This window comes from Bradyrhizobium sp. JR4.1 (assembly GCF_040548605.1).
Lineage (GTDB): Bacteria > Pseudomonadota > Alphaproteobacteria > Rhizobiales > Xanthobacteraceae > Bradyrhizobium > Bradyrhizobium canariense.
Map to the genome: position 1 here is coordinate 340294 of NZ_JBEPRY010000001.1, position 22524 is coordinate 362817.

At 64.3% G+C, this 22524-nt stretch carries 19 protein-coding genes and 1 pseudogene; 13 read left to right on the forward strand and 7 right to left on the reverse strand.

What is annotated here, in order from left to right; all coding sequences use genetic code 11:
* Nucleotides 1-17: 17 nt before the first annotated feature.
* Both ABIB90_RS01740 and ABIB90_RS01745 read left to right on the forward strand, forming a co-directional pair.
* On the forward strand, nucleotides 18-653 hold the full coding sequence (locus ABIB90_RS01740; protein WP_007597727.1) for a LysE family translocator: 636 nt from the start codon (nucleotides 18-20) through the stop codon (nucleotides 651-653).
* Between the two features lie 80 nt (nucleotides 654-733).
* Nucleotides 734-1369: a LysE family translocator gene (locus ABIB90_RS01745; RefSeq protein ID WP_007597728.1), complete on the forward strand. Its 636-nt coding sequence runs from the start codon at nucleotides 734-736 to the stop codon at nucleotides 1367-1369.
* Nucleotides 1370-1489: 120 nt separating this feature from the next.
* Here ABIB90_RS01745 and ABIB90_RS01750 read toward each other — a convergent pair whose 3' ends face one another.
* Nucleotides 1490-2116, reverse strand: coding sequence for a glutathione S-transferase family protein (locus tag ABIB90_RS01750; RefSeq protein ID WP_035995324.1), 627 nt, complete (start codon nucleotides 2114-2116; stop codon nucleotides 1490-1492).
* A gap of 198 nt (nucleotides 2117-2314) precedes the next feature.
* On the opposite strand from ABIB90_RS01750, the gene pyrE reads away from it, so the two are divergent.
* Together pyrE and ABIB90_RS01760 are read left to right on the forward strand one after the other, a co-directional pair.
* Complete coding sequence (gene pyrE, locus ABIB90_RS01755; RefSeq protein ID WP_007597730.1) at nucleotides 2315-2878, forward strand: orotate phosphoribosyltransferase; 564 nt, start codon at nucleotides 2315-2317, stop codon at nucleotides 2876-2878.
* Between the two features lie 258 nt (nucleotides 2879-3136).
* On the forward strand, nucleotides 3137-3913 hold the full coding sequence (locus ABIB90_RS01760) for a DUF2865 domain-containing protein (RefSeq protein WP_354200375.1): 777 nt from the start codon (nucleotides 3137-3139) through the stop codon (nucleotides 3911-3913).
* Between the two features lie 122 nt (nucleotides 3914-4035).
* Here the strand turns inward: ABIB90_RS01760 and ABIB90_RS01765 are convergent, their stop codons facing one another.
* Entirely contained in the window at nucleotides 4036-4467 is a 432-nt protein-coding gene (locus tag ABIB90_RS01765; protein WP_007597734.1) for a hypothetical protein, read from the reverse strand.
* 189 nt (nucleotides 4468-4656) lie between these two features.
* On the opposite strand from ABIB90_RS01765, the pseudogene ABIB90_RS01770 reads away from it, so the two are divergent.
* Nucleotides 4657-4957, forward strand: a pseudogene (locus ABIB90_RS01770) (GIY-YIG nuclease family protein).
* Between the two features lie 50 nt (nucleotides 4958-5007).
* Here ABIB90_RS01770 and ABIB90_RS01775 read toward each other — a convergent pair.
* Entirely contained in the window at nucleotides 5008-5265 is a 258-nt protein-coding gene (locus ABIB90_RS01775; RefSeq protein ID WP_354200376.1) for a hypothetical protein, read from the reverse strand.
* A gap of 205 nt (nucleotides 5266-5470) precedes the next feature.
* Between ABIB90_RS01775 and ABIB90_RS01780 the strand changes: the two genes are divergently transcribed.
* Both ABIB90_RS01780 and ABIB90_RS01785 read left to right on the forward strand, forming a co-directional pair.
* Complete coding sequence (locus tag ABIB90_RS01780) at nucleotides 5471-7987, forward strand: glycogen/starch/alpha-glucan phosphorylase (RefSeq protein WP_007597739.1); 2517 nt, start codon at nucleotides 5471-5473, stop codon at nucleotides 7985-7987.
* A gap of 94 nt (nucleotides 7988-8081) precedes the next feature.
* Nucleotides 8082-8897, forward strand: coding sequence for an acyl-CoA thioesterase (locus ABIB90_RS01785; RefSeq protein ID WP_007597740.1), 816 nt, complete (start codon nucleotides 8082-8084; stop codon nucleotides 8895-8897).
* 211 nt (nucleotides 8898-9108) lie between these two features.
* Here the strand turns inward: ABIB90_RS01785 and ABIB90_RS01790 are convergent, their stop codons facing one another.
* The 3 genes from ABIB90_RS01790 to ABIB90_RS01800 form a co-directional block, all read right to left on the reverse strand.
* Nucleotides 9109-10725, reverse strand: a complete 1617-nt coding sequence (locus ABIB90_RS01790; protein ID WP_354200021.1) for a phosphoenolpyruvate carboxykinase — start codon at nucleotides 10723-10725, stop codon at nucleotides 9109-9111.
* Nucleotides 10726-11026: 301 nt separating this feature from the next.
* Entirely contained in the window at nucleotides 11027-13636 is a 2610-nt protein-coding gene (locus tag ABIB90_RS01795) for a CHAT domain-containing protein (protein WP_354200022.1), read from the reverse strand.
* 63 nt (nucleotides 13637-13699) lie between these two features.
* Nucleotides 13700-14449: a HugZ family pyridoxamine 5'-phosphate oxidase gene (locus ABIB90_RS01800; RefSeq protein ID WP_354200023.1), complete on the reverse strand. Its 750-nt coding sequence runs from the start codon at nucleotides 14447-14449 to the stop codon at nucleotides 13700-13702.
* A gap of 242 nt (nucleotides 14450-14691) precedes the next feature.
* Between ABIB90_RS01800 and ABIB90_RS01805 the strand changes: the two genes are divergently transcribed.
* The 5 genes from ABIB90_RS01805 (at nucleotide 14692) to ABIB90_RS01825 (ending at nucleotide 18685) form a co-directional block, all read left to right on the forward strand.
* The gene (locus tag ABIB90_RS01805) at nucleotides 14692-15393 is read left to right on the forward strand and encodes a response regulator transcription factor (RefSeq protein ID WP_007597749.1); all 702 of its coding nucleotides are present in this window, start codon (nucleotides 14692-14694) and stop codon (nucleotides 15391-15393) included.
* A gap of 116 nt (nucleotides 15394-15509) precedes the next feature.
* Nucleotides 15510-17315 (forward strand): sensor histidine kinase, encoded by a 1806-nt coding sequence (locus ABIB90_RS01810; protein WP_219679159.1) that lies wholly within the window; start codon nucleotides 15510-15512, stop codon nucleotides 17313-17315.
* A complete protein-coding gene (locus ABIB90_RS01815; protein WP_354200024.1) occupies nucleotides 17312-17836 on the forward strand; it encodes an HPr kinase/phosphorylase in 525 nt (174 codons plus the stop codon). Before ABIB90_RS01810 ends, ABIB90_RS01815 begins: the two co-directional genes overlap by 4 nt.
* 133 nt (nucleotides 17837-17969) lie before the next feature.
* On the forward strand, nucleotides 17970-18371 hold the full coding sequence (locus ABIB90_RS01820) for a PTS sugar transporter subunit IIA (RefSeq protein WP_007597752.1): 402 nt from the start codon (nucleotides 17970-17972) through the stop codon (nucleotides 18369-18371).
* Nucleotides 18368-18685, forward strand: coding sequence for an HPr family phosphocarrier protein (locus tag ABIB90_RS01825; RefSeq protein ID WP_007597753.1), 318 nt, complete (start codon nucleotides 18368-18370; stop codon nucleotides 18683-18685). Before ABIB90_RS01820 ends, ABIB90_RS01825 begins: the two co-directional genes overlap by 4 nt.
* Nucleotides 18686-18700: 15 nt before the next feature.
* Here the strand turns inward: ABIB90_RS01825 and ABIB90_RS01830 are convergent, their stop codons facing one another.
* The gene (locus tag ABIB90_RS01830; protein ID WP_354200377.1) at nucleotides 18701-20326 is read right to left on the reverse strand and encodes a glycosyltransferase family 39 protein; all 1626 of its coding nucleotides are present in this window, start codon (nucleotides 20324-20326) and stop codon (nucleotides 18701-18703) included.
* Between the two features lie 126 nt (nucleotides 20327-20452).
* On the opposite strand from ABIB90_RS01830, the gene lepA reads away from it, so the two are divergent.
* Nucleotides 20453-22264: a translation elongation factor 4 gene (lepA, locus tag ABIB90_RS01835; protein WP_007597755.1), complete on the forward strand. Its 1812-nt coding sequence runs from the start codon at nucleotides 20453-20455 to the stop codon at nucleotides 22262-22264.
* Nucleotides 22265-22524 lie beyond the last annotated feature (260 nt).

Here is a 22524-nt window from a genome sequence, read left to right on the forward strand (position 1 = left end):
GTCCAGAGGCGAACTGCGTGAGTGATCTCAGCCCGCTGCTCGCCTTCGCGCTGACGGCGCTCGTCATCGAGATCACGCCCGGTCCCAACATGACCTATCTCGCCGCGCTGTCGCTCTCGCGCGGCATGCGCACGGGCTTTGCCGCGGTGGCCGGCATCGCGCTCGGGCTGATGACTTATGGCGTGATCGCGGCCTTCGGCCTCGCCGCGGCGATCGACCATTCGCCGTGGCTTTATGGCCTGCTGCGATGGGGTGGCGTCGCCTATCTGCTGTGGCTTGCCTGGGACGCGTGGTCGGGCAAGGAGGACGCTTCGCCGGGCAGGACGGTCGGTGCCGACGCGCGGCCGTGGCCGGCGTTCCGGCGCGGCCTGATCACCAACCTGCTCAACCCGAAAGCCGCGATGTTCTACGTGGCGGTGTTGCCGGAGTTCGTGCGCGCCGATGCCGGCTCCGTGGTCCGGCAGACGCTGATGCTCAGCGTCATCTACGTGACAATCGCCACGCTGATCCATGCGGCGATCGTCGCGCTGGCGGGCTCGCTGCAATCGACCATCGACGTCGCGAACAACCGCAACGTGGTGCGGCGCTTGTTCGCCCTGGCACTGGTCGCGATAGCGGTCTGGTTCGCGTTCACCACCGGCCGGTCGGGTTGAATTGTCCTCCGTGCAATTGCGCGATGGCCCGACCGCGCCACCCATATTAGAACCGTGCCGTCTCCCGCACCGGTTCAGCCATGCCCCACACCTCCGCCCTGCTCGGCTTCGCCCTCGTCTGCCTCGGCCTCGTGCTCACGCCGGGGCCGAACATGATCTACCTGATCTCGCGTTCGATCACGCAAGGGCCGGCAGCGGGCATCGTTTCGCTCGGCGGCGTGGCGCTCGGCTTCGTGTTCTACATGCTGTGCGCGGCGTTCGGCATCACGGCGCTGCTGCTCGCCGTTCCCTTCGCCTACGACGCGCTGCGCTTTGCCGGCGCCGGTTATCTGTTGTGGCTGGCCTGGCAGGCGGTGAAGCCGGGCGGTCGCTCGCCGTTCCAGGTGAAGCAGCTTGCGATCGACAGCCCGCGCAAATTGTTCGCAATGGGGTTCGTCACCAATCTGCTCAACCCGAAGATCGCGATGCTTTATCTCGCGCTGCTGCCGCAGTTCATCGATCCCACCGCCGGCAGCGTGCTGGCGCAGTCGGTGGTGCTCGGCGCGATCCAGATCGCGATCAGTGTCAGCGTGAATGCGATGATCGCGCTCGCGGCCGGATCGATCGCGCTGTTTCTCGCAAGCCGGCCAAGCTGGATGCTGGTCCAGCGCTGGCTGATGGGCACGGTGCTGGCCGGGCTTGCGGTGCGGATGGCGGTGGAAGCGCGGAAGGTGTGAGGCGCAACGCTGTCATGCCCCGCGAAGGCGGGGCATCCAGTACGCCGCGGCCTCTCGGTAAATCACCACCGCCTCTGGAATACTGGATCGCCCGCCTTCGCGGGCGATGACACCGTCAGTTCAATCCAGCTTCGCCTCCATGCCCCGCTTCACCGCCGGGCGTGCCATCAGGGCCTCGTACCAGCGCTTCACGTGGGGGAAGTCGGCCAGGTCAACCTTGTGGCGAGGGTGACGCCAGGCCCAGCCCAGGATGGCAAAATCGGCAACCGAGAGCTCGCCGGCGACGAAATCGCGGGCCTCTAGCCGGCGATCGAGGACGCCGTAGAGCCGTCGCGTCTCCGCCATGTAGCGCTTGAGGCCGTAGGCGCGGTCCTGCTCGTTCTCGAGCGCGATGAAATGGTGCACCTGGCCCGGCATCGGCCCGAAACCGCCCATCTGCCACATCAGCCATTCATAGACGGGGATGCGGCCTGAAAGCGATTTCGGCAGGAATTTGCCGGTCTTCTCGCCGAGATAAAGCAGGATCGCGCCCGACTCGAAGATGCTGACGGGCTTGCCGTCCGGGCCATCAGGATCGAGGATCGCGGGGATCTTGTTGTTGGGCGAGAGCTTCAGGAACTGCGGCGCCATCTGTTCGCCCTTGCTGATATTCACCGGGATCACCCTGTAGGGCAGCCCCATCTCCTCCAGCGCGACCGAGATCTTGCGGCCATTCGGCGTATTCCAGGTGTGCAGCTCGATGGTCATTTTCGCGTGTCCTTGCCCAGCCTTCTTGCCGGTTTTCTTGCCCGAGATATCCGGCATCCACCTACTCCAGAAGGTTGCACCCCCACAACCGGCGGGCCGGGATGGCCGATCCCTGTTGACGGGGGAAGCCCCCTCTGGAATGTCGGGGCCGTCGCGGATAAATTCCGCCACTTCCAAAAATGCTCCCGAGGGCCCGCCGTGTCTAAATCAGCCTCCCGCGCCCGCCTGTTCGAGATCATCCGCCGGCGCTCCTTCGGCCGCGGCGAGGTGACGCTCGCGTCGGGCCGCAAGAGCGACTTCTACTTCAACCTCAAGCCGACCATGTTGGACCCGGAGGGCGCGACCCTGCTGGCCGAGCTGACCTATGAGGCGCTGAAGGACGACAATCTCGATTTCATCGGCGGGCTCGAGATGGGCGCGGTGCCGCTGGCCGGCGCGCTGGCGCAGATTTCCTGGATCAAGGGCCATCCGATCGCGGCGTTCTTCGTGCGCAAGAAGCCGAAGGAGCACGGCGCCAAGCTCGCGATCGAGGGGCTGCCCAGGGGCGAGACGCTGGAGGGCAAGCGCGTCGTGATAGTCGAGGATGTCACCACCACCGGCGGCTCGGCGATGAAGGCAGTGGAAGCGGTGCGCGAGACCGGCGCCGAGGTGGTGCTGGTGCTGACCATGGTCGACCGCGAGGAAGGCGCCGACGACACTTTTGGCGCGGCCGGGCTGCCATTCCGCTCGCTGTACAAGGCGTCGGAGTTCTTGAAGGCTTGAGCGGCTAGACTTTCTCCGCCGTCGTACCCGGGCATCCACGTCTTTGCCGCACCAGAGATCGTGGATGGCCGGGACAAGCCCGGCCATGACGAGGTCCACCCCGTCCGGCGACACCGCTCCCCCCTCAACCGCTCATTTACCATCCCGCTCTATGGTGAATCATGTGCTGGGCCTGATGGTCCCGGCCGGTTCGGTAGCGTCGGGTGGAGTAAGCGTTTGCGTACAGTCATGTCCCATGCGCGCCGGCGGCGTCGCGCGATGCTCGTCGCCGCGACACTGGCAGCACCGCTGCTCGCGGCTCCGGCGCCGGTTTCGGCCGAAGGCCTGTTCGAATTCTTCTTCGGCGGAATGCAGCAGCAGCAGCGGCCGCAGCGTGAGGTGCCGCAGCAGGCGAGCTCCTACGCCGATCCCTTCACTGGCCAGCAGAATGCCGCATCCCCGCAATACGTGCCGCCGACACGTTCGGCCGCAGCCGGCGGCTCGGGACCGGCGTTCTGCGTGCGCAGCTGCGACGGCAAATATTTTCCGCTGATGCGCGGTCTCACCTCGCCCGCGCAGATGTGTCAGGCCTTCTGTCCTGCGAGCGCGACAAAGATCTATTTCGGCTCCTCGATCGACGGCGCCGCGTCGCAGACCGGCGAGCGCTACGCCGATAGCGAGAACGCGTTCGCCTATCGCAAGGCGCTGCGCGCCGACTGCACCTGCAACGGCCGCGAGCCGGTCGGACTTGCTCCGGTCGATCTGGCGCTGGATTCGTCGCTAAAACCCGGCGACGTGATCGCCACCAGCGACGGCCTCGTCGCCTATACCGGCATTCGCGTCGGCAACGACCAGGCCGCGGACTTCACGCCGGTCGCCTCCTATCCCGGTCTCACCGCGCAGGTCCGCGCACGGCTCGGCGAGATGAAGGTGGCGCCGGTGCGCGCCGACACGGTGGCGGCGGATGGCCCCGCCACGGAGATCGTGCGCGAGACGCTGCCCGACGTGACGGTGCCGAAAACGCAAAAGCCAGCGAAGCGGGCGGGGCTGGACTGAAATCCTCATGGTGAGGAGCGCGGAACGCGCGTCTCGAACCATGAAGGCCCGGCTGCTACGGCTCGGCCTTCATCCTTCGAGACGCTTGCTGCGCAAGCTCCTCAGGATGAGGGTTGAGACCGTCAACGTCCGATGATCACGCCGATCACGTTCGGCGCCGCCAGATATTTCTCCTCGATCGCCGCGCGCGCGGCGGCGCGGTTGTCTGCCGTGAGCAGGCCGCGCTTCTCGGCCAGGATCATCCAGCAAAACCCCCACCAGTCGGTGAGCATGCCCTGATCGTCGACGAGGTCATAACCCTGCTCGGCGGCGAAGATGCGCGCTTGCGCTTCGTCCAGCGTGTCGAGGAACAGATGGTCCTCGGCAGAAAACAGATCGTCGCTGACGTCGTCGATGGTGTAGCCCCAGATCGACTGGCACACCGCATTGAACTCGCGGTCGAACTGGTCGTCATCGACCGCGTAGCGCCGCGCCGCCTGATGCAGCCGCGACAGCGAGCGCGCGAAATCGGCGATCCTGGTGAGGGCAAACTGGTCGAAGGCAATGGTGGACATGTAGTCCTCGCGAAGTCTGGCGGACGCTAGATATTGTGTCGGCAACGCGCCGAATCACAATGATATATCAAAGACTTGCTAAAGTGTTCTTAATTTGTTCTGACGCTAGGCGCGATTGTTGGAGAGCGTCGTCCTGGCGAAAGCCAGGACCCATTACCCCGGTCAGCGTTGCCCTTGCGAGCTGAGGCCATGAGCGCAAGCAGCTACTACGTCTACATCTTGGCGAGCCGCCACCACGGCACGATCTACCGGCGTGACCAATGACATCCGCGCGCGGCTTGAGCTACATCGTTCGGGTCGCGGCTCGAAGTTCGTGCACAAATACAAGATATTCGGCCTCGTTCATGTCGAAGCCTTCGCAACTCCGCAGGAGGCGATCGCGCGCGAGAAGCAGCTCAAATTCTGGAAGCGGGATTGGAAGATCAAACTGATCGAAGAAGAAAATCCCGATTGGAATGACCGGTCGGGCCTCATCTCACAGTCGGGGTAATGGGTCCTGGCTTTCGCCAGGACGACGCCAATTTTGTCGCGAGGCCCTCCTCAATTCGCCGCCGACATCAGCTTATCCCCGCACGCGCTCGCATAAAACTTGCCGCCGCATTGGCGCTTGATGGCGGCGCAGCGGGCGGCGGGGGATGCGTTTTGCGGGAGTGTGACGGCGCAGCTCAGGCCGTCGACGCTGCGGCCGATCTTGCCGGCGGCGAAGGCGGCGCTGGAGGCGGTGATGCAGACGACGAGAAAGATGGCCGCTGCGATTTCGATCAGCCGTCGCGTCACAGGTCTCATCAGAGCTTTCATGGATGTCTCCTCCACACTGATGGCTGAATTGGCCGCCATTCTAGCACCAAATCCACGTTTCCCCGTATGCGTCCGGGTTCCCAAATCGGCCCGTTCCTTGCATAATTTTACGCCAGCGCAGTGCACGGTCGCACCAGCAATGGTTCCGGTACAGAGGCAAGATGCGTAGGGTCAGTAGTGTTCTCGCGACCAGGAAGTGACGACTTTGCAAGATTCATCGTTCCAGCCCAATTTTCCCGCCGCCAACCAGCCCATCGACGAGCTCGCGCTGGCTGAGATCAAGGGCGCGATTCTGGCGAAGCTGCGCCTTGCCATCGGCAAGGATGCGGGCATGGCGACCAAGCACGACTGGTACCAGGCCGCCGCGCTGGCGCTGCGCGACCGCATCGTGCATCGCTGGCTCACGGCCGAGAAGCACAGCTACGATGCGGGACGCAAGCGCGTCTACTATCTCTCGCTCGAATTCCTGATCGGCCGCCTCTTCAGCGACGCGCTGAACAATATGGGGCTGCTGAAGATCTTCGAGGTCGCGCTCGGCGATCTCGGCGTCTCCTTGCCTGAGCTGCGCAAATGCGAGCCGGACGCGGCGCTCGGCAACGGCGGCCTGGGCCGTCTCGCCGCCTGCTTCATGGAAAGCATGGCGACGCTGTCGATCCCCGCGATCGGCTACGGCATCCGTTATGATTACGGCCTGTTCCGCCAGATCATCAATCAGGGCTGGCAGCAGGAATACCCGGACGAATGGCTCGGCTTCGGCAACCCCTGGGAATTGCAGCGGCCCGAAGTGATCTATGACATTCGCTTCGGCGGCGGTGTCGAGCACGTCGAAGACAAGGGCCGGGATCGCGCGATCTGGCATCCGTCCGAGACCGTGCAGGCGATGGCCTATGACACGCCGATCGTCGGCTGGCGCGGCCAGCACGTCAACGCGCTGCGGCTGTGGTCGGCACGTTCGCCCGATCCGTTGAAGCTCGACGCCTTCAACACCGGCGACTATGTCAGCGCCAGCGCCGAGCAGTCGCGCGCGGAAGCCATTTGTAAATTCCTCTATCCGAACGACGAGAGCCCGGCGGGCCGCGAGCTGCGCCTGCGCCAGGAATATTTCTTCGTCTCGGCTTCGCTGCAGGACCTAATCAAGCGGCATCTTGCGTCGGACGGCCAACTCCGCAGCCTGTCGAGCAAGGTCGCGGTGCAGCTCAACGACACCCATCCGAGCCTCGCCGTCACCGAGCTGATGCGGATCCTGATCGACGACCACAATTTCCGTTGGGACGAGGCCTGGAAGATCACGGTCGCCACGCTGTCCTACACCAACCACACGCTGCTGCCCGAAGCGCTGGAGACCTGGCCGGTCGAGCTGTTCGAACGGCTGTTGCCGCGGCATCTCGAGATCATCTACCGCATCAACGTGCAGCATCTCGCGCTCGCAGAGGCGCGCGCCCCCGGCGACATCGACTTCCGCGCCTCGGTCTCGCTGATCGACGAGAGGAGCGGGCGGCGCGTGCGCATGGGCCAGCTCGCCTTCGTCGGCTCGCACCGCATCAACGGCGTCTCCGCGATGCATTCAGACCTGATGCGCGAGACCGTGTTCCACGACCTCAACCATCTCTATCCCGGTCGCATCACCAACAAGACCAACGGCATCACCTTCCGCCGCTGGCTGATGCTGGCGAACCCGAAGCTGACCGATCTGTTGCGCGAGACCTGCGGCGATGCCGTGCTCGACGATCCGACGCAGCTCAGCCTGATCGAGGCCCGCGCCAGCGACGTCGAATTCCAGAAGAAGTTCCGCGCCGTCAAACATCACAACAAGACCGCGCTGGCGCGCCTGATCGGCGAGCGGCTCGGCATCAAGGTCGATCCGACCGCGCTGTTCGACGTGCAGATCAAGCGCATCCACGAATACAAGCGCCAGCTCCTGAACGTCATCGAGACCGTCGCGCTGTACCAGGCGATCAAGGACGATCCCAACGGCAATTGGGTGCCGCGGGTGAAGATCTTTGCGGGCAAGGCTGCGGCGAGCTACCGTTACGCCAAGCTGATCATCAAGCTGATCAACGACGTTGCGGAAGCCGTCAACAACGATCCCGCGATCGGCGGCAAGCTCAAGGTCGTCTTCCTGCCCGACTACAATGTCAGCCTTGCCGAGGTGATCATTCCCGCCGCCGACCTGTCCGAGCAGATCTCGACGGCCGGCATGGAAGCCTCCGGCACCGGCAACATGAAGCTGTCGCTGAACGGCGCCCTCACCATCGGCACGCTCGACGGCGCCAACATCGAGATCCGCGACCATGTCGGCGCGGAGAACATCGCGATCTTCGGCATGGAAGCCGGCGACGTCATGATCCGGCGCAAGCAGGGGCTGGACGCTTCCGACGTGATCCGCAATTCGCCAAAGCTCCAGCGCGCCATCAACGCGATCGGCGCCGGCGAGTTCTCGCCCGGCGATCCCGGCCGCTTCGAATCGATCGCGCACGCGCTGCGTTATCTCGACCATTACATGGTCAGCGCGGACTTCGATTCCTATTACGAGGCGCAGCGCAGCGTCGATGCGCGTTGGCAGGTGGCGCCGGCCTGGACCCGCGCCTCGATCCTCAACGTCGCGCGCATGGCATGGTTCTCCTCCGACCGCACCATCCGCGAATACGCCGAGGAGATCTGGAACGTGCCGGTGAATCCGACCACACCGCTGCTGCCGACCCTGCGCGACGTCGCGGGCTGATTTTCCGCTGCGTGAAATCGGTTACCCGCGAGGTAATTGCACAAGCCGGCGGCGGACGTGATATGACGTCCGTCATTGAACGCCGGATCAAACGATGCACGCCAAGCTCCCGCACCCTTTCGACGACGCCACCCGCGTCACCGCCGGTGACTCGAGCTGGCAGGGACACACCAGCGACGACTATTGGGCCTTTGTCGGCCCGTTCGGCGGCGCCACTGCTGCGACCATTTTGCGTGCGCTGATCGAGCATCCGGAACGTGCCGGCGATCCGCTGGCGCTCACCGTGAATTACTGCGCGCCGATCGCGAAGGGACCGTTCGATCTCGACGTGCGGCTGGTGAAGGCCAACCGCTCCAGCCAGCACTGGAGCGTCGAACTGTCGCAAGGCGGCAGCGAGGTCGCAACGCTCGCCACCGCCGTATTCGCCGAACGCCGGCCGTCCTGGGAGCACAGGGTGGCGCAATATCCCGATGCAAAGCCGTTCGAACAGACGATGCCGTTCCCGAAGATCGCGGCGTCCTGGGCCAACCAGTATGAATTCCGCTTCGTCGAGGGCGAGATGCGGATCGGCCCGCCGCGGGCCGAGCTCGCCAGCACTTACTCAAAGCTCTGGATCAGTGATCGCGAGCCGCGCAAGCTCGACATGCCGTCGCTGATGTCGATGTCGGACGCCTTCTTCGGCCGCATCTTCCATGCGCGGCGCGAGCTGGTGCCGTTCGGCACGGTGTCGCTGACGACGTATTTCCACACCGACAGCGAAGAGCTCGCGGCCGAGGACATCACCCGCGTGCTGGCGACCGCAGATTCCAAGATCATGCACAAGAGCTACGCCGACCAGAACGCCGAGCTGTGGTCGCCGAACGGAAGGTTGCTCGCGACGAGCACGCAGATCGCGTATTTCAAGGCGTAGCTGCTTCCCCTCTCCCCCTGCGGGAGAGGGTGGCTCGTCGCGAAGCGACGAGACGGGTGAGGGGTTCTCTCCGCGAGCGCTTCTCTTGCGGTTGAACGCGCGGAGAGAACCCCTCATCCGGCGCTTCGCGCCACCTTCTCCCGCAAGGGGAGAAGGAAAGATAAAAAAGGGCGGCCTCGCGGCCGCCCTTTCGATTTCAAGCGCGGCGATCTTACTCCGCCGCGAGCTTCACGTCCGGTGCAGCGGCGCGGACTTCGGCGTCGACCTGGGCTTCGAACTTGGCAAAATTCTTCTGGAACATCCCGACCAGCGCGCGGGCGGTCTTGTCGAACTCGTCCTTGTCCTTCCAGGTGTTGACCGGATTGAGGATCTCGCTCGGCACACCCGGCAGCGCGGTCGGGACCGCGAAGCCGAAATATTTGTCGGTGCGGAATTGGACGTTGCGAAGCGAGCCGTCGAGCGCAGCGGTGAGCAGCGCGCGCGTCACCTTGATCGGCATGCGCGAGCCGGTGCCGTATTTGCCGCCGGTCCACCCCGTGTTGACCAACCAGCAGTCGACATTGTGCTGGGCGATCAGGTCGCGCAGCATGTTGCCGTAGACGCTGGGGTCGAGCGGCAGGAAGGGCGAACCGAAGCAGGTCGAGAATTCCGGCTGCGGCTCATTGCCGAGACCGCGCTCGGTGCCCGCGACCTTCGCCGTGTAGCCCGACAGGAAGTGATACATCGCCTGCGCCGGCGAGAGCTTGGCGATCGGCGGCAGCACGCCGAAGGCGTCGGCGGCGAGCATCACCACGTTCTTCGGCTGCGGCGCGCGACCGGTGCGCGAGGCGTTCGGGATGAATTCGAGCGGATAGGCCGAGCGCGTGTTCTCGGTCTTTGAGCCGTCGTCGAAATCGACCACGCGGGTGTCTTCGTCGAGCACGCAGTTCTCGAGCACTGCGCCGAAGCGGGTCGAGGCGGCGTAGATCTCGGGCTCGGCTTCCTGCGACAGCTTGATGCACTTGGCATAGCAGCCGCCTTCGAAATTGAAGACGCCGTTCGGGCCCCAGCCGTGCTCGTCATCGCCGATCAGCGTGCGGTTCGGATCGGCTGACAGCGTGGTCTTGCCGGTGCCGGACAGGCCGAAGAAGATCGCGGCGTCGCCTTTGGCGCCGACATTGGCCGAGCAATGCATCGGCATCACGCCGCGCTCTGGCAAATAGTAGTTCAGCGTGGTGAAGACCGACTTCTTCATCTCGCCGGCGTAATAAGACCCGCCGATCAGCACGATCTTGCGGGCGAAATCGATCGCGACGACGTTCTCCGACTTGCAGCCATGGCGCTTCGGATCGGCGCGGAAGCTCGGCATGTCGATGATGGTGAGTTCTGGCATGAAGCTCGACAACTCGACCGCCTCGGGACGGATCAGCAGCGTGCGGATGAACAGCGAGTGCCAGGCGAGCTCGGTGAAGACGCGGGTCCTGATGCGATAAGCCGGATCGGCGCCGCCATAGAGGTCCTGCGCGAACAGCGACTTGCCTTCGGCGTGCTTGAGGAAGTCCTGGTAGAGCGTCTCGAACTGCTCTGCGGTGATCGACTGGTTGCCGGCCCACCACATCTTCTTGTCGGTGGTGGCATCACGCACCGTGAATTTGTCCTTGGGGCTGCGGCCGGTGAACTCGCCTGTGTCGGCGCAGAGAGCGCCATCGGCCGACAGCACCGCCTCGCCCGCGGAGAGCGAGTATTGATAGAGTTGCGGCGCACCGAGGTTCCAGTGAACCTGCTTGAGATTCTTTAAGCCGAATTTGTCGGCGCCGAAGGCACCGTTGCGCACGCCCGTCTCTTGCACGAAAAATCCTCCTAGAACCCACTCAGCGCGATCATGCTTGGCGCCGCCGCGGTCACCGTGATTACAGGCCGTTCGGCCTCGGTTGGAACGACCTAATACTGATGAACGCAGGCGTTGCCAAGCTGATCCCTTAGGATTTGGTTTATTCAAGGACCGCGCCAAACGTCGCGCATGTCAGCTCTGAGCAGGTGCGTCAAAAAATCGACAATGATCGCGCAACCAAATGCGCGCTTCGGCGTTTCCCAAGGTTGTTGCGACGCACAATTCCGAAGACAGTCGCAGCGAAAATTCCAAGCCCACCCTATCTTACCGCGCCTTCGCCGATGAGCGCGAAGGGCCCCCACATCGCAGGATAGGCGTTGCGCGGTGACGAGGTGTCGTCAACGTAGGTTAACATCGCGCGGCGCAAGGCTTCGGCACGCCCCATTTTTGGTTCGTTTTTGAGCAGCTCGAAAGTCATCGTGGTCAGGCGGGTGGCAGCTTCCGAATCCACGGCCCAATGCGAGACCAGGAGTGCGCGCGCACCGGCGTAGAAGAACGAGCGCGCCAGTCCCGACAGAGCCTCGGCGCCCGGCTTGTCGCCTGCAATGGTATTGCAGGCCGACAGCACAACCCAATCCGCATTGAGCTTGAGCTGAGCGACTTCACTTGCAGTGAGGAGACCGTCGTCGAGCTCTGTCGGCTGATCGGGAATGGAGAGCGCGAGCGAGGGCTCACCCAGTCCCTTGATGTCGCCGGCAACGAGGCCGTGGGTGGCAAAGTAGATGATGCCGTATTGAGCAAGCGCTGCACGCTTGAGCGTCGTCTCGCTGGCGTCGCGGCCGAGATGAATATCGGCCTCGGCAGCGCCGACATCCCTGGCCACCGCGTTCAACTCGTCGGCGGTGTCGGGCAGTTGCGGCAACGCCTGCGCAAGCCGCGCGCGATCGACGCCGGCACCGCGCCAGAAATCGCTATAGGCAATGGTCGCGATGCTGCGCGCGGCGACCTTGCCGTTCGCGGCGCGCCGCTCGGCGGGCGCTTCCAGTGCAGGATTGAACACGGGATCGCCGAAGCCGGTCATCGGCTTCACGCTTTGGTCCCGACGCGCAAAGGCCCGCAACGATTTCAGACTGACCACCGACGGCAGCACCGAGACGGCCTGACGCCGCAGCAGCCAGGCAGCGCTGCGATAGCCTTCGAGCGTGTCGGGGATCGCAGCCTGCGGCTTCTCGGTGACGAGCAGATGAAACGGTAATGCGGTCAGCGCAGCCGACGGCACCACCAGCAGGCTGCGCTTGTCCTTTGTCAACGCCTCGACCGGACCGAGCAGCGCGACATGGAGTTCGTTGGCGAGCGCGAGATCGAACAATCCGGATTTGCCGGAGGCATCGCGCGCCTTGCCGACGTCGAGTCCCTTGCGGAATGCCGTCACCTTCTGCGTCAGCGCATCCGCGCCGAGTGGGATGGCCATCCAGTCGACGCCCTCGCGCGTGATCGCGATGACATAGCTCTGCTTGTCGACGACGGAGTAGAGCACCATCGCTTCGTCGGCTGATAGCAGCAGCTGGATGTCCTTTGCCGTCAACGGCTGGGGATTGGAGAGCGACGCGTAGTCGGGAAACTCGACCGCGAGCGTCTTCTGCAAGCCCGCACGCTCGTTGGCAATCGTTGCAATCCGCGCGCGGCTGCGCTGCTCGGTTGCGAGATCGCGCTGCGCGGATTGCTTCGACACTGCGGTGACGATCGCCTTGTCGAGTGCCTCGGATTCAGCCGCAAGATCCTGGTCCCGGCGAACCAGCTCGGCGAGCCGGTCGCTGCCGGCGGCAAGCCGAACCGCGAGCTTGTTCACGGCGGATGCGGCGGAGGATTGTGTGCCGCGCTGGATCGCGGCGAGGGCCTCGTCCAGCGCCTTGTCGCCGGGCAGCAGATCTTGTTGGCGTGCGGCAAACAGGACCGGCAACACGACGCGCAACTGGGCGCGATCGCCCCGAAGCGTCCTTTCCGCGAACGGCAATGCGTCCGCGGTGCGCCCGGCCACGTAGAGGAAATAAGCGAGATTGCTGGTCGAGGTCATGACCTCGGGATGATCAGGCCCAAGCGCGCGTTCGCGGATGAGCAGCGCGCGGCGATAGAGCGGCTCGGCGTCGCCGTAGCGCTGCTGGTGCTCGTAGAGGCCTGCGAGATTGTTCAGCGAGCGGGCGACGTCGGGATGATCCGGTCCCAGCACCTTCTCGCGGATCGCGAGCGAGCGCTTGATCGGCGCTTCCGCGTCGGCATCGCGGTTGAGATCGCGATAGACCTGGCCGAGATTGTTCAGGACCGTCGCCACCGCCGGATGCTCGGGGCCGCCGGCCTTCTGATAGATCGCGAGCGCCCGCTGAAACAACGGTTCGGCGTCTGCATAGTGCTGCTGCTTCACATAGAGCGTGGCGAGATTATTGAGCGACTGCCCGACATCGGGATGCTCGCGCGACAGCCCCTTCTCGCGAACGGCGAGCGCTCGCCTGAACAGCGGCTCGGCCTCGGCGTAGCGGCTCTGCCGCTGGTAAAGCGCGGCGAGATTGCTCAGTTCGGCTCCAATCAACGGGGTTTCGAGACCGAGCGACTTTTCCATCAGCATGATGGCGCGCTTGTAGAGCGGCTCCGCCAGATCGTCGTGGCCCTGACCGGCATGAACCTGGCCGAGGTTGTTCAGCGCGGCGGCGAGGTCGCGACCGGTGTCGCTCTTCTCCAGGCTCGCGACCATGCCTTGCGCCAGCGGCAGTGCTTCCGAATATCTGCCGGCGCTCATGAGTGCGTTGATCCGCTCGCCCTCCGCGGCGAGACCTTTCTGAGCAAGGCTTGTCTGGGCAAGGCTGGGCGTGACAAACGATGCGGTGATCGCGAGCGTCAAACCCGCAACCAGCGTCAGTCTATTCCATTCTGCCATGACGCTCTCGCCGCCGCCTTCTGACCAATTATGGTCTTGGGTCGCGGCGATGGGCAGCAGCGTTCAATCTTTTGCGCTCTGGTCCATCCTGGTGCGCGCTTCGCCGGCGAGGCGAACCAGCATCTTGCGCAGCAAGGTGCCATCAGTAACCCGCTCCGGGAAGTCCAGCCGCAAGGCGGTCTGGCCGTCCTGCATGTCGAGGCCCTCCGGATCGCAGCCGGTGCAGCGCCAGTCGCCCGCGGCAGCGCCCAGCAGTTTTGTTGCATAGAGGCCCATGGCCTCGCGGTGGTCGGCATTCATGTGCTCGACCGCGCCCTGCTCCGCCGCCAGCAAGTCCTCGGCCCCCGTGAGGTCCGTCAGGAATTGCTCCGGCTTGAGATCGACGATCCGGCCGAAGCCGGCGACCAGATGGGTTCCCGTAGGTCGGATCCGAAAGAAAGAAAAATCCTTAAACGAAACAAAGGCTTCCGCTGAGGGATGAGCATTGAGATACCGTCGCCGGAGCAGATCCTTGTCCGCATCGGCCGGCTCGGCATGGCCGGACAGCATGATTCGGGCACCTTCCAGCGGATCGCCCGCCGCCCGCTCATCGAGCATCAGGGACACCCGGCTGTCGGCCAGGATGTTCCTGGTGTGCACGGCCAATCCCGAGATCAGCAGGATCGGGGAGCCATCCGGATGGCTCGCCAGATTGACCAGGGAACAATAGGGATCGCCGCTGCCGGCCATCAATGTCGCCAGGGCCCCCTGCCGTGACCGCCGCAGCAGCGATTTGGCGAGCTTTCCGGGGTCGAAATCGGAGGTCGGTTGCATCGGCTTTCTCGGGTCAGGTGGTTGCATGGAGGGCCTTTTTTCGGGTAAACCGGGGCCCGGATATGGGTCGAGATGCGGCGAATCTGCCGTGTTTCGTGGAACTTGGTCACACTTCAGCCTAGCTTGCATTGCTCGGTGACAAGGTTCGAATGCCAACATCGGCACCCATGTATGCGGCGCATCAGTGGATTGCTCGCCGTTTTCAAGCCACGACCCAAACGGAAAGCAGAAAGCAGAGGCTCATGCCCACAATCGCTTTGGTCGACGACGACCGCAACATTCTCACATCCGTCTCGATCGCGCTGGAGGCCGAAGGCTACCGCATCATGACCTATACCGACGGCGCCTCCGCGCTCGACGGTTTCCGCACCACCCAGCCCGATCTTGCCATCCTCGACATCAAGATGCCGCGCATGGACGGCATGGAGACGTTGCGCCGGCTGCGGCAGAAATCCGATCTCCCGGTGATCTTCCTGACCTCCAAGGACGAAGAGATCGACGAGCTGTTCGGCCTCAAGATGGGCGCCGACGACTTCATCCGCAAACCGTTCTCGCAGCGCCTGCTGGTCGAGCGCGTCAAGGCGGTGCTGCGCCGCTCGGCGCCGAAGGATCCGACCGTCACGCCGAAGGAGAACGACGCCAAGGCGCTCGACCGCGGCCTGCTGCGCATGGATCCTGAACGGCACACCTGCACCTGGAAAAATGAGCCGGTGACGCTGACCGTCACCGAATTCCTGATCCTGCAGGCGCTCGCGACCCGGCCCGGCGTGGTGAAGAGCCGCAACGCGCTGATGGACGCCGCCTATGACGACCAGGTCTATGTCGACGACCGCACCATCGACAGCCACATCAAGCGGCTGCGCAAGAAGTTCAAGGTCGTCGACAACGAGTTCGAGATGATCGAGACGCTCTACGGCGTCGGCTACCGCTTCAAGGAAGCCTGAGGCGCGCGCGCCTCCACGAAAGACCGAGAGCATCGCCGGTTCTGATTCCATCGGGACCGGGATGGCTCTAGGATGCGGGGACCTTCGCACGAGCTGTCCTAACGCGGGCGTGAGCATTGCTTGACCGAACGCAGCCTGACGAGAACCAGAACGCCGAGGACGTCACCGCCCGCGGCGCTCCGGATCAATTGGCCGATGACAAGCCGGCCGTGCGGGGCTGGCGTCCGCTGAACTGGCTGAAACGCGCCGGGCAGTTCTTCTTCGCGCTGTCCTTCTCGAGCCTGACCCGCCGCATCGTTTCGCTCAACCTCGCCGGCCTCGTCGCGCTGGTGGCGAGCATCCTCTATCTGTCGCAATTCCGCGCCGGCCTGATCGACGCGCGCGCGCAGAGCCTGCTGGTGCAGGCGGAGATCATCGCCGGCGCGATCGCGGCCTCCGCGACGGTGCAGACCAACGCCATCACCATCGACCCCGACCGGTTGCTCGACCTCAAGCCGGGCGAGACCTATGGCGGGTCGGACGAGTATTCCCCGCTGGATTTTCCGATCAATCCGGAGCGCGTGGCGCCGGTGCTGCGCACGCTGATCTCGCCGACCAAGACGCGCGCCCGCATCTACGACCCGAACGGCAGCCTGTTGGTCGACAGCCGCAGCCTCGATACCGTGGTGCGCTTCCCCCTGCCGTCAGTCTCCGCCGAGAAGCCGGGCATGGTCGAACGCGGCATGGTCGCGGTTCGTACTTGGCTCAATCGCGGCGACCTGCCGCTCTATCGCGAGCTCGGCCCCGAGAACGGCAATGGCTATGCGGAGGTGGGCGACGCGCTTCAGGGCCAGAAGCGCTCGATGGTGCGGGTCAATGCGCGCGGCGAGGTGATCGTCTCGGTCGCGGTCCCCGTACTGCGCTCGCGCGCCATCCACGGCGCGCTGATGCTGTCGACGCAGGGCGACGACATCGACCAGATGGTCACCGCGGAGCGCCTCGCGATCCTCAAGGTGGGCGGTGTCGCCGCCGCGGTCATGATCATGCTGTCGCTGCTGCTCGCCAGCACGATCGCAGGTCCGGTCCGCCGGCTCGCAGACAGCGCCGAGCTGATCCGCCGCCGCATCAGGACCCGGGTCGAAATTCCCGACTTCACACGTCGTCGCGACGAGATCGGCCATCTCTCCGGTGCGCTGCGCGACATGACCAGTGCACTCTACAGCCGCATCGAAGCGATCGAGATGTTCGCCGCCGACGTCGCCCACGAATTGAAGAACCCGTTGACCTCGTTGCGCTCCGCGGTCGAGACGTTGCCGCTGGCGCGCAACGAGAACAGCCGCGCGCGGCTGCTCGAGGTGATCGAGCATGACGTCAAGCGGCTCGACCGGCTGATCTCGGACATCTCCGACGCCAGCCGTCTCGATGCCGAACTGCAGCGCCAGGATGCGATCCCGGTCGACCTGCGCCGCCTGCTGACGACGCTCGTCTCCGTCGCCAATGAAACCAAGCTCGGCCATGACGTCGCGGTCGAAATGCGTTTCGAGGGCCGCAGCCCGACCGACAATTTCGCCGTGACCGGCCACGATTCGCGGCTCGGACAGGTGGTCTCCAACCTGCTCTCGAACGCACAGTCCTTCTCCGAGCCCGGCAACAAGGTGCGCCTCACCTGCCGCCGCGTGCGCGGAGAGATCGAGATCGTGGTCGACGACGACGGCCCCGGAATCCGCGACGACGCGTTGGAGCGCATCTTCGAGCGCTTCTACACCGACCGACCTCATCAGGGCTTTGGCCAGAACTCCGGCCTCGGCCTGTCGATCTCCAAGCAGATCGTCGACGCGCATGGCGGACGTATCTGGGCCGAGAACCGCCCCGGCCCGGCGGACGAGGACGGAGCGCCGAGTGTTGTCGGCGCGCGCTTCGTGGTGAGGCTGCCGGCGCTATGAGCGACGGCGGCCCCAGCATTCACGCCTCGGCGGTCAAGGTTGGAGATCTGGCGGTGCTGATCCGCGGGCCCTCGGGCTCCGGCAAGTCGCGCCTTGCCTTCGATTTGATCATGGCGGGACGTAGCGGCGTGCTCGAAAGGGCCGTTCTGGTCGGTGATGACCGTGTCCATCTGGCGACACTCGGCCGCGAAATTGAGGTCCGCCCCGCCCCGGTCCTGGCCGGCCTGATCGAGATCCGGGGGCTGGGAATCCGCCGCTGCGACTTTGTGGAGCATGCGACCGTCGGCCTCGTGGTCGATCTGGACGCCGCGGATGCGGAGCGACTGCCGCCGGCAGAATCTTTGAAAACAGTCATTTTCGGTGTCGAAATACCGCGAATACCTGTGGGCCGCGACTATTTGCCCCTCCCTCTGGTTGTCGCGGCCTTGACCACTACCAAGAGTTCATCTTCCGTTAACCCTTCAGCCGATTGTTTGAAGGGAAATGGTAACCATATGAACCCCACACTCGCGACCGAATAGACCGGCGCAGCTCCCCTTATCCATCCGTCTAGATTCAGGGAGATACGCAACATCCCCTCTTGCGCGGGGGCTCTGGATGGTCAAAGTGGCGCGTTCGTGCGGTGCACCAAAAGCGCCCGCGAGGAGTTTTCCGATGATTGGTCTAGTACTTGTGACCCACGGGCGCCTTGCCGACGAATTCAAGGCAGCGCTTGAACATGTCATGGGCCCACAAAAGCAAATCGAAGCGATCACGATCGGCGCCGAAGATGATTCCGATCTCTGTCGAAGCGACATTATCGAGGCGGTTAACCGCGTCGATTCCGGCGACGGCGTCGCGATCCTCACCGACATGTTCGGCGGCACGCCGTCCAATTTGGCAATATCCTGCATGAGCCGGCCGAAGGTCGAAGTGCTCGCGGGCATCAACCTTCCCATGCTGGTGAAGCTCGCCAAGGTGCGCGAGGAGCGTCCGCTCCCCGACGCGATCGCGATGGCCCAGGAAGCCGGCCGCAAATACGTCACCATCGCCAGCCGCGTCCTCGCCGGCAAATGAGCGACGAGGCGCCGCAAGCCGGGACGGGCGTGCCCGCGGGCGCGATCTCCAAGGACCTCCTGATCATCAACAAGCGCGGCCTGCACGCGCGGGCCTCCGCCAAGTTCGTCCAGGCCGTCGAGCGCTTCAACGCGCAGGTCTGGGTGACGCGCGGCGGCGAAACCGTCGGCGGCACCTCGATCATGGGCCTGATGATGCTCGCCGCCGGTCCCGGCACCACCATCACGGTCGCCGCTTCCGGCGACGATGCCGAAGCCGCGCTCGCGGCGATCACCGAACTCGTTGAAAGCAAATTCAACGAGGAAGGGATTTAGGCGGCTTCGCCTCGATCATTTCCCCGGCGGCGCGATGTAGATGTTCCAGCTCATCGACGGACCGGCCTTGCCGTGGGTGAAACGGCGCGTCGTCATGACGATGCGCTCGGCGTTTGGCGCAACTTCGGACACCCATTTCTCGAACGCCGGCAGGCGGCCGTCGGCCGGGTCGAACACGCCGATGAAGCCGTATCGCTTGACGTCATCGGGCGAAATCAACCCGGACCCCCAGGCTTCGAGCGGCGTGAACGCGGCCGGATGATCCGGGCTGTAGAACACCATCGGCTGGATCGACTCCATGGTGCCGGCGACGACCGCCCAGCGCGAGGCGAAGCGCGCGTGCCAGGCCTGCGTCAGCTCGCGTGCGAGATCCGAGCGCGCGCCATAAGTCGCCGTGTTGCCGGCATTGGCCGCCATCTCGCGCGCGGCGATCCACGGCGAGGCAGCGAGCGTGGCAACGCTGAGCACGAGCCAGATCGCGACAATGTTGAACAGCGCCGCACTCTGCACCCGCAACGCCGGGATCGCGACCAGCGAGAGCGGCACCAGAAAGAACAGCGAGATGCCCCAATCGGTCTTCATGTAGATGCTGAAGGCGAGCGCGCCGAGCGCCGGGCCGACCGCGACGATGATCTGGATAATCCAGACGTTGCGCGCCTGCGAAAGGTTCACGCTCACATTCGCGCCGCGCGCCCAGGCCCGCGTGACGATGCGCAAGGGCGCACGCAGGAGCAGCCTGAACCAAGGCGGCACCAGCGCCATCGCCAGTGCAGCCAGCGCCACCGGCAATGCCAGCAGCGCGACATTATGCAGGGCATAGCCGGCCACGAGCTGATGCACCTGGCCGCTGTCCTCGAGGCTGTAGGTGTCGCCCGCATAGGTCAGCGGCACGAAATGCGCGTCCGCCAGCCAGACGATGTGCGGGATCATCGCCACCACCATCGTCGCGATCGCAACCCATGGCGCCGGCGACGACAGGAATCTCATCCGCTCCGGATGGATCAGCGCGGCAAGCCCGATGGCGCCGATCATGGTCAGCACCCAGTATTTGGTCATCAGCGCCAGTGCGCCGGCAAGGCCGAGCAAGACTCCGGATTGCCAGCCCCGCTTCTCGAACGCATTGAGATAAGCGAGCACGACGAGCGGCAAGGTGACGAGCTGGAGCAGGTCGGGATTGTACTTGAAACCCTTGAAATTGAAGATCGGGTAGAGCGCGACCATCACCACGACCAGGAACGCGCGCCGCGCATCCACGACGCGTAGCGCGATGAGCCAGCAGATCACCATACCGGTGCTGACGGTCGTCATCGCCAGCGCATAGGTCGCCCAGTCCGTCGGCGGGAACAATGTGAACCAGAGGCCGGCGACCCAGCCCGACAACGGCGGGTGCTTGCCATAGCCCCAGAGGAATTTCTGTCCCCAGCCCCAGGCTTCCGCGACGTCCATGTGAACGTCCTGCGCTGCCTTGAGATTGATCAGGATGAAGGTCCAGAGCACCGCATGCAGGATGGCGAGCTGGATCACCAGCCAGAGGCGCGCCTCGGGGCGGGTCGCGCTGGCAACCAGCCAGGCCCGAAAGCGGGCATAGCTCACCCGGGTCTTTGCGCGCGCTCGGGCAGACGGGATCGAGGTCGTCGACATGGGCCTGGACATCAGGCGTTGCGTAGCGCGTTTCGGGCTGTCGTGGAATCAGCTTGGCGTGAACAAAGGCCCTGAAAATACAGCAATATGGTTGCCGCACGGGGATGTGAGTGGTATCCCGCGCCCATGACGACCGTCCCCATTTCCAACATCCGCAATTTCTCCATCGTCGCCCATATCGACCATGGCAAATCGACGCTGGCCGACCGCCTGATTCAGATGACCGGCGGCCTCACCGACCGGGAAATGGCGGGCAAGGAGCAGGTGCTCGATTCCATGGACATCGAGCGCGAGCGCGGCATCACCATCAAGGCGCAGACGGTGCGCCTCGCCTACCGCGCCAAGGACGGCAAGGATTACATCTTCAACCTGATGGACACGCCCGGCCATGTCGACTTCGCCTACGAAGTCTCGCGGTCGCTGGCGGCCTGCGAGGGTTCCCTGCTGGTGGTCGACGCCAGCCAGGGCGTCGAGGCGCAGACGCTCGCCAACGTCTACCACGCGCTCGATGCGGGGCATGAGATCGTTCCGGTCCTGAACAAGGTCGACCTCCCCGCCGCAGAGCCCGAGAAGGTCAAGCAACAGATCGAGGACGTCATCGGCATCGACGCCTCCGAATCCGTGATGATCTCGGCCAAGACCGGTCTCGGCGTGCCCGATGTGCTGGAAGCGATCGTCACCCGCCTGCCGCCGCCGAAGGGCGACCGCGAGGCGACGCTGAAGGCGCTGCTGGTCGACAGCTGGTACGACGTCTATCTCGGCGTCGTCGTGCTGATCCGCGTCGTCGACGGTGTCATGAAGAAGGGCAGCCGGGTTCGCATGATGGGCACGGGCGCGGCCTATGACATCGAGCGCGTCGGCTTCTTCACCCCGAAGATGACGCAGGTCGACGAGCTCGGCCCCGGCGAGATCGGCTTCATCACCGCCGCGATCAAAGAAGTGGCCGACACCCGCGTCGGCGACACCATCACCGACGACAAGAAGCCTGTCACCGAGATGCTGGCGGGCTTCAAGCCGGCCATTCCCGTGGTGTTCTGCGGCTTGTTCCCCGCCGACGCCGACGACTTCGAGACCTTGCGCGCGGCGATGGGCAAGCTGCGCCTCAACGATGCCAGCTTCTCCTACGAGATGGAGACCTCGGCCGCACTCGGCTTCGGCTTCCGCTGCGGCTTCCTCGGGCTGTTGCATCTGGAGATCATCCAGGAGCGTCTGTCGCGCGAATTCGACCTCAACCTGATCGCGACCGCCCCGAGCGTGATCTACAAGATGAGCCTGACCGACGGGCAGGAAATCTCGATTCACAATCCTGTCGACATGCCTGATGTGGTCAAGATCGCGGAGATCCAGGAGCCCTGGATCGAGGCCACGATCCTCACGCCCGACGAATATCTCGGCAGCGTGCTGAAGCTGTGCCAGGATCGCCGCGGCGTGCAGAAGGAGCTGACGTATGTCGGCTCCCGCGCCATGGTGAAATACGATCTGCCGCTCAACGAGGTCGTGTTCGACTTCTACGACCGCCTGAAGTCGGTCTCCAAAGGCTACGCCTCGTTCGACTATCATCTCACCGACTACAAGCCGGCCGATCTGGTGAAGATGCAGATCCTCGTCAACAACGAGCCGGTCGACGCGCTCTCGATGCTGGTCCACCGCACCCGCGCGGAGGGGCGCGGCCGCGCCATGGTCGAGAAGATGAAGGATTTGATCCCGCCGCACATGTTCCAGATCCCGATCCAGGCGGCGATCGGCGGCAAGGTGATCGCCCGCGAGACGGTGCGTGCGCTGCGCAAGGACGTCACCGCAAAGTGCTACGGCGGCGACATCACGCGCAAACGAAAACTTCTGGAGAAGCAGAAGGAAGGCAAGAAGAAGATGCGGCAGTTCGGCAAGGTCGACATCCCGCAGGAAGCCTTCATCGCCGCGCTGAAGGTGGATAGCTGAGGCGAAGGCCTAGCCCGGCTCGAGCGAAACAACACAGGTCCGGTAGGGATGTTTGGGGCCGGATAACAAAAAACGCGAAAACAACCCCATGCACAGTAGCCGGCCCCTTGTCGGCATTGGGTTTTTCGATTTTGCGAAATCGCAGTTGAAGCGTCGGGCAAAACACTGGCATGATGTCATCGTAGCAGCGGGTGTGGCGCAGGCGCCCATTACCAGGCGCAATACCGACGGCGGCCGATTGACAGCCTCTGATCTCGATA

Excerpts from the sequence above, each read along its gene's own strand:
- ABIB90_RS01745 (WP_007597728.1), top strand. The coding sequence starts at position 734 with ATGCCCCACACCTCCGCCCTGCTCGGCTTCGCCCTCGTCTGCCTCGGC.
- ABIB90_RS01750 (WP_035995324.1), bottom strand. The coding sequence starts at position 2,116 with ATGACCATCGAGCTGCACACCTGGAATACGCCGAATGGCCGCAAGATC.
- ABIB90_RS01760 (WP_354200375.1), top strand. The coding sequence starts at position 3,137 with ATGCTCGTCGCCGCGACACTGGCAGCACCGCTGCTCGCGGCTCCGGCG.
- ABIB90_RS01765 (WP_007597734.1), bottom strand. The coding sequence starts at position 4,467 with ATGTCCACCATTGCCTTCGACCAGTTTGCCCTCACCAGGATCGCCGAT.
- ABIB90_RS01775 (WP_354200376.1), bottom strand. The coding sequence starts at position 5,265 with ATGAAAGCTCTGATGAGACCTGTGACGCGACGGCTGATCGAAATCGCA.
- ABIB90_RS01785 (WP_007597740.1), top strand. The coding sequence starts at position 8,082 with ATGCACGCCAAGCTCCCGCACCCTTTCGACGACGCCACCCGCGTCACC.
- ABIB90_RS01795 (WP_354200022.1), bottom strand. The coding sequence starts at position 13,636 with ATGGCAGAATGGAATAGACTGACGCTGGTTGCGGGTTTGACGCTCGCG.
- ABIB90_RS01800 (WP_354200023.1), bottom strand. The coding sequence starts at position 14,449 with ATGCAACCGACCTCCGATTTCGACCCCGGAAAGCTCGCCAAATCGCTG.
- ABIB90_RS01805 (WP_007597749.1), top strand. The coding sequence starts at position 14,692 with ATGCCCACAATCGCTTTGGTCGACGACGACCGCAACATTCTCACATCC.
- ABIB90_RS01815 (WP_354200024.1), top strand. The coding sequence starts at position 17,312 with ATGAGCGACGGCGGCCCCAGCATTCACGCCTCGGCGGTCAAGGTTGGA.
- ABIB90_RS01820 (WP_007597752.1), top strand. The coding sequence starts at position 17,970 with ATGATTGGTCTAGTACTTGTGACCCACGGGCGCCTTGCCGACGAATTC.
- ABIB90_RS01825 (WP_007597753.1), top strand. The coding sequence starts at position 18,368 with ATGAGCGACGAGGCGCCGCAAGCCGGGACGGGCGTGCCCGCGGGCGCG.
- ABIB90_RS01830 (WP_354200377.1), bottom strand. The coding sequence starts at position 20,326 with ATGTCGACGACCTCGATCCCGTCTGCCCGAGCGCGCGCAAAGACCCGG.
- lepA (WP_007597755.1), top strand. The coding sequence starts at position 20,453 with ATGACGACCGTCCCCATTTCCAACATCCGCAATTTCTCCATCGTCGCC.